We start from the raw sequence: 5,761 nt of genomic DNA, 5'->3' as shown, positions 1-5,761 counted from the left end.
GAAACAGACTACTATGATAATTTAAACGAGTCAGGTAAAGTGGCCTGACTTAAACAAACTGGTCTCCGATGAACTCGGGGCGATTCAAACGCACACGACTACTTTAAAAAGTTACCTGAACAAATAATTCCTCAATATGTTTATATAAAAAGGCTTGCAACAAAAGCTTATGTACATGAGTTAGTCGAACGGAAGTCCAGCCTTTCGGATTTTATTCTTAGTGTAGTGGTAAATTAATTTTGGCCACCCATTAAGAAAGAAATGTTATGCTGATAAGCATACCAATTTGGGTGAAAAAATGACGAAATTAAAACGTGCAACGTATTCTGCAGCAATCAAATTAGAAACAGCTCAGCTTGTAGTTGACCAAAGTTATACTCAAGAAGAAGCAGCCAAAGCGATGGGTGTGGGTAAATCAACCGTTAGTAAGTGGGTTACTCAATTAAAGCAAGAGCGTAATGGCCAGCCACCATCGGCTTCGCCAATGACGCCCGAACAAATTGAAATCCGCGAACTTAAAAAGCAAATCCAACGCATCGAATTAGAAAAGGATATATTAAAAAAGGCTACCGCTCTCTTGATGTCCGACTCCCTGAACAATTCTCGTTAATTGAGAAACTAAATCAACGAGAGCGTTACCCAATTAGCGTGCTGTGTAACGTATTCAATGTGCATCGTAGCAGCTATAAATATTGGGCTATAAGGGATACAACGCCGACACCAGAACAAATAAGGCTAGAGGCTGAAGTTAGAGCAATACATGCAATGAGCGGCGGCTCAGCTGGGGCGCGGACAATCGCGGCAATAGCAACGAACAATGATTTTGAATTGAGTCGTTATCGTGCTGCTAAGCTAATGGTTAAATTAAAGCTTGAAAGCTGCCAAGTACCTCAACATTCATATAAACGCGGCGGTAATGAGCACCTTGAAATTCCAAATCTGCTTGATAGACAATTTGATGTTGTTGAGCCAGATACCGTGTGGTGCGGTGATGTGACGTATATTTGGGTAGGTAATCGCTGGGCTTATTTAGCCGTTATTATTGATTTATTTGCACGTAAAGTAGTTGGTTGGGCCATGTCGTTGTCGCCAGATACTAATTTAACGCTAAAAGCGCTTGAACTCGCGTATGAAAGCAGAGGAAAGCCGACAGGACTGATGTTTCATTCAGACCAGGGTAGTCACTATACCAGTTTAAAATATCGTCAACGTTTATGGCGCTATAAAATCAAACAAAGTATGAGTAGGCGTGGAAACTGTTGGGATAATGCACCAATGGAGCGATTTTTTAGAAGCTTTAAAACGGAATGGATGCCAAAGGTTGGATATGGAAATTTTATAGATGCTAAATATAGCGTTAGTGATTATATCAACGGATATTACAACAACGTTAGGCCGCATCATTATAATGCCGGTTTAGCGCCAAATGAATCTGAGGTTAGATATCAAGATTCTAAAACTGTGGCCAAATTTTATTGACCACTACACCTCATATGTTCCTAAACTGTAACACGAGTTTCCTACAGTCGGATAGTGTATCCGCGCTTATTGAATCATGCCCACTACTATTCAGAGAATAAATACAAAATACGTTATGATTTAATAGATCGTTGTACCACTACAACCTTCCATTGCCTTAAAATCAAACGTTCAGTCGTTAAACTTTTAATTGGATTCATATGCAAACTCGATTGAACTTATAACGCCGCCATAAGCCGTGAGCAGTGCTGGCACAATTTGTTACGCCTTTATTCTTTGCAACCAATGTGATGGTGTTGCGAATCAGCTTGATGGACTGGTTATATGCCGATTACCGATAATCTTTTTCATTTAACCATTCAATTGAATTAGCTTCTATATTGTAATGAACAAAAATAAGACCTTTCGGTGGCAGTGGATGCGGGTTAACAAAACCAATGGAATTTAAATCCTTTATTCCTAAATGATAATCTTCAATAAACTCCATAAACTTAATCGTAATTAGATCATAACTACAGTGAATTGATGACTTAGGAATTAACAATTTAAATGTAAAGCCATCATTGGTTTCGGCGTGTATAGCGAAAGCAAGGGAAAATGGGTTATTTGTACTTAGCTTTCCCTTTGTCCCCATCAGAGTCGGTTCAATTCGGGGGGGGTCCATCACTTTATTCGATAAAGAGGATAAACTTTCTTTAAAAAATTGGTAATGATCTTTCCCCATTTCTTTTAAGAATCCATCAAAGTAACTCTTACCAATAAATGCTAGGACAACAGGAATAACATGCCACTCACTGCACATCATGGGGCCACTAGGCTCTTTAGATTCAACGAGTAAGTTTAATCCGTCCGTTTTGACAGAATTTTCAAATTCTTTGAAGATTTCATCTGACAAATCTTCTTCAAACATTAATCCAATATCAGGCTTTAACACATAGCCTCCCTAGGCATATAACAACTTTATCGGAGGACACTTTCCATTTTTTAGCGTGAAAACGTCCTTATTCTATGAGATTCTATTAATAGCAAATAGTGTAAGTTATTGCCAGCTATAAATATTGTTCTTAGGGTAGGCTTTTTTTAACATGCAAAAAAAGGAATGTTTAACTTTTACCAGCGTCTGCTTATCGCTCTAAGCGGACTAGAAAAAATTTCACAAAATTTATTGCCAAAAGAATCCTGGAATCAAATTTAGATTAGATCTATTTAATAAAGTTAGAGGGCTAGTGCTTTTTTAAATCATGCAATTAATAAAAAACTTTAGTCTCATTGTAACTTCAAGATACCTTAGAGAAGCCAGAGCAAATTGATGGCGTTTTAATTTCAGGCAGAACCAGACTCAACTACTGAGTCTGGTTCGTGCTATAAATAAGCTCGTCATCATATTTTAAATTAAAGCTGTTATTTACCTAACAAACATCCAAATACCGGCAGCTATCATAAATAAGTTTTCTGTTAGAGAGATAAACCCTAGTGGTACGTTACTGTCACCGCCTACACACGCACATTTTAACTCTCGTTTATCTATATAGACTGCTTTTATCACTGAAACAGCACCAACCCCACCTATGAATAATGAAATAGGGGCAATAATATAGGCTGGTAATCCGGCTATCATTCCAATGCCAACAAATGCTTCTAAAAATGGGTAAACATAAGCGTACCTGACTACTTTCATAGCGACTAAGTCATAGGTTATAAATGAATTAGTAAAGCTAAATAAGTCTTGAAGCTTTTGTATTGCTAACACTGCCATTGTTAGGGCTACAAACAGTTCAGCGGTTTGCATTGATAATAAGCTATTATCCGATGCAAAACTAAATGCCACACTAAGCAAAAAACTAACCGAAAAAATCGCAATCACGGGCGTGTAAGTTGTACCTTCTTGGGCTGCTTGTGGCTTATTAAAGTAATCACGTAAATCGTCGTAGCCACCTATACGTTTATTATCAATAAATGCTTGAGGTGTAGTTTCTACACTGTGTTGTTTTTTAAATTCATCTGTTTGCTCTCGAGAAGTTAAAAGCTGATCATCAACTGTATATCCCTCTCGCTCTAGTAGGTCTTTTGATTTTAAACCAAACGGACAAATATGCTCATCTGTTGCCATTCTAAAAAGTTGGGCTGATTTACTCATGCTTTACTCCTTATGTTATGCGGTTTATTTATTTGAATTGAAATCTGGAACAGCTCTTAATTGTGCTTGAGCATTGGTTTGTGCAATGCCGTTTTGCTCTATATCTTTTAGGAGCCATTGCATTTCTTTTATTTCTCGCTCTTGGGCTTCAATTATATTTGTAGCTAGCTTTTGAACGCGTTTATCTTTGATTTTTGCCCTGTCACTGGTGAGTATGGCAATTGAATGATGTGGGATCATCGCCGACATCCATGAGCTATCATCAACAGTCGCTTGTGAGCGAACTAAAAATAAACTTCCTGCAAATACGGCAACACTAGCAATGAGTACTGTTATATTTTTCTTTTTATCTTTATACATATTGAGCATGAAAAGTAGCATTATCACTGCCATCGTGGCTCCCATATAAAGCGCCATATAAGTACGAGTTTCACTAAAATAAACATGACTAAGTTGGTAGGTGTTCAAATACATCAATACAAACATGGTTATTGTGGATGTTGCTATCATTAAAAAAAATTTTGAATAGTGTGACATTGTATTGCTCCTTAAAAGTTTTGTATTTTGTTTTTACATATGAGTAATTTTTACACTATCAAGCTCACAAATCAGTGTTTCCTGTTGTGTAAAATGGGTATTTAACAATTAACTCAAGAATTATGCCGTTAGGCTAAAATTGCTCGCTGGATTTACTTATGTATCTGTAGGTTTCTTCATTTGAGTTGTCAGTGAGTAGTTCAATATTATATTTGTGAAATATACCCTCCATTTCCATTCCGGGAGTGCCAATAGGCATGGCTGGTACACTTAAGCCTGTAATGTGCGGAGCGTGTTGCCCAGATAAAAACTGTTTTATATGTTTAGCGGGAACATGACCTTCAAATACAAATCCATCGGCTGACACGGCTGTATGGCATGAGCGCATATTAGGTTTTATTTGATACTGAGATTTAATCGACCCCATGTCATCAACGTTAATTGCTTTTGTTTGAATATTGTTTTCACTCAAATGAGCAATCCACTTATTACAACATCCACAATTTTTACTTTTATAAACGGTAAGCTCAATTTCAGGTTTTTCTGAATTTTCATAGATTATTGATGTTTTATGCTGTTTTTCGATACTCATTGCCGAAAATGACATAGTTAATGATAAAAAAAACGCTGAGGTAATGTAGATTACTCGCATTGTTAACTCCTTAATTAGACCAGTGAATATGAGTGATTTTCCAACCTTTATCGGTGTTTTTTAATGTGATTGATTCCATTCCCGTAGACTTAATATCTTTCCCTTTATACTTTCCTTGAGTTTTACTTCTTGAAATTGAGTAAGCTATGTCTCCATTTGTGTGAACTTGATGCTCTAGCAGTTCACTATCAACTGCACTTAAGAATTTCATATCCGCTATCATATGATGGTTCGCGTATTCATCTGCAGAACGCTCAACAATTCCGCCTTCAAAAATGACGACATCGTCGGCCAGTAATTTACGGGCACCTTTGGCATCGCCTTGTTTTAGGGATGCATGAAATAAGCTAACTGCCTTTGCAGCTTCGCTATCAACATTAACAAAGACCCAGCCTTTTTTTGTGTGCTCTTCATGGGTGTGTGCGTTCACAGCAAAAGAACTAACAGCGCTAAAAATTAGTAGCAATAAAATTTTTAAATTAGAGGATTTAATTAACATACATTTTCTTTTTTTATTAATCGTTAAATAGGCGGACCAACAAGTGTTGTAAATACACTTGTTGTAATAAGTACAAATAGGGCAATTAATATTTCAACAGTGATCGAGCGTTTTAATATACTTATATGGTGTTGTTGAGTGATTTGCGGGACTAAAAAAAGCTTATGCCATGCACCTAGTAACAGCATCGCGCTGACGAGTAACAGCTTTAATAAAATTAGTTGCCCATAATTTGATGTAAACAATGCAGAAAATGACTCTAGGTACTGCAGGAGCAGAGTTAAGCCCGAAATAAGTAGTACAAATACAATAACAATAGCGAGTTGACCAAAGTAATGCATTAACCGCTTTACTTCACTGGTAGGTAGTAAAGTGCAGCTTTTGTAAAGCGGCCACAATGACCCTAACCAGCTCGCAATGGCAATAAGGTGAAAGGTTAAAATACTTTTCACTAACT

Annotated in this window: 7 protein-coding genes; 1 reads left to right on the top strand and 6 read right to left on the bottom strand. The window is 37.0% G+C overall.

Translation table 11 applies throughout. The features are described from left to right. The first annotated feature begins 298 nt into the window (after positions 1–298). Positions 299–1,479, top strand: a protein-coding gene (locus GQR47_RS12895) for an IS3 family transposase (RefSeq protein WP_165723895.1) whose coding sequence is annotated in 2 segments (ribosomal slippage) — positions 299–557 and positions 557–1,479 — 1,182 coding nt in all. Because the reading frame shifts where the segments join, the coding sequence is not laid out codon by codon here. Between the two features lie 331 nt (positions 1,480–1,810). On the opposite strand, the gene GQR47_RS12890 is transcribed toward GQR47_RS12895, so the two are convergent. From GQR47_RS12890 to GQR47_RS12865, 6 genes are all read right to left on the bottom strand, one after another. Continuing rightward, positions 1,811–2,413 carry a hypothetical protein gene (locus GQR47_RS12890; protein ID WP_165723894.1) on the bottom strand — a complete coding sequence of 201 codons (603 nt, stop codon included), beginning with the start codon at positions 2,411–2,413 and terminating at the stop codon, positions 1,811–1,813. 471 nt (positions 2,414–2,884) lie between these two features. Continuing rightward, entirely contained in the window at positions 2,885–3,616 is a 732-nt protein-coding gene (locus GQR47_RS12885) for a MauE/DoxX family redox-associated membrane protein (protein ID WP_002963060.1), read from the bottom strand. A gap of 24 nt (positions 3,617–3,640) precedes the next feature. Then, positions 3,641–4,153: a DUF305 domain-containing protein gene (locus tag GQR47_RS12880; RefSeq protein ID WP_165723893.1), complete on the bottom strand. Its 513-nt coding sequence runs from the start codon at positions 4,151–4,153 to the stop codon at positions 3,641–3,643. A gap of 133 nt (positions 4,154–4,286) precedes the next feature. Beyond that, positions 4,287–4,805: a DUF411 domain-containing protein gene (locus GQR47_RS12875; RefSeq protein ID WP_165723892.1), complete on the bottom strand. Its 519-nt coding sequence runs from the start codon at positions 4,803–4,805 to the stop codon at positions 4,287–4,289. Positions 4,806–4,815: 10 nt separating this feature from the next. Beyond that, a complete protein-coding gene (locus GQR47_RS12870) occupies positions 4,816–5,304 on the bottom strand; it encodes a nuclear transport factor 2 family protein (RefSeq protein WP_165723891.1) in 489 nt (162 codons plus the stop codon). 23 nt (positions 5,305–5,327) lie between these two features. Next, a partial coding sequence (locus tag GQR47_RS12865) for a CopD family protein (protein ID WP_206016109.1) occupies positions 5,328–5,761 on the bottom strand: 434 nt, incomplete at its 5' end.

The sequence above is a fragment of the Pseudoalteromonas sp. Z1A2 genome (assembly GCF_011378755.1).
GTDB lineage: Bacteria > Pseudomonadota > Gammaproteobacteria > Enterobacterales > Alteromonadaceae > Pseudoalteromonas > Pseudoalteromonas distincta.
Note: the sequence above shows the minus strand (reverse complement) of the source record. Positions and strands in the feature narration are given on the sequence as shown.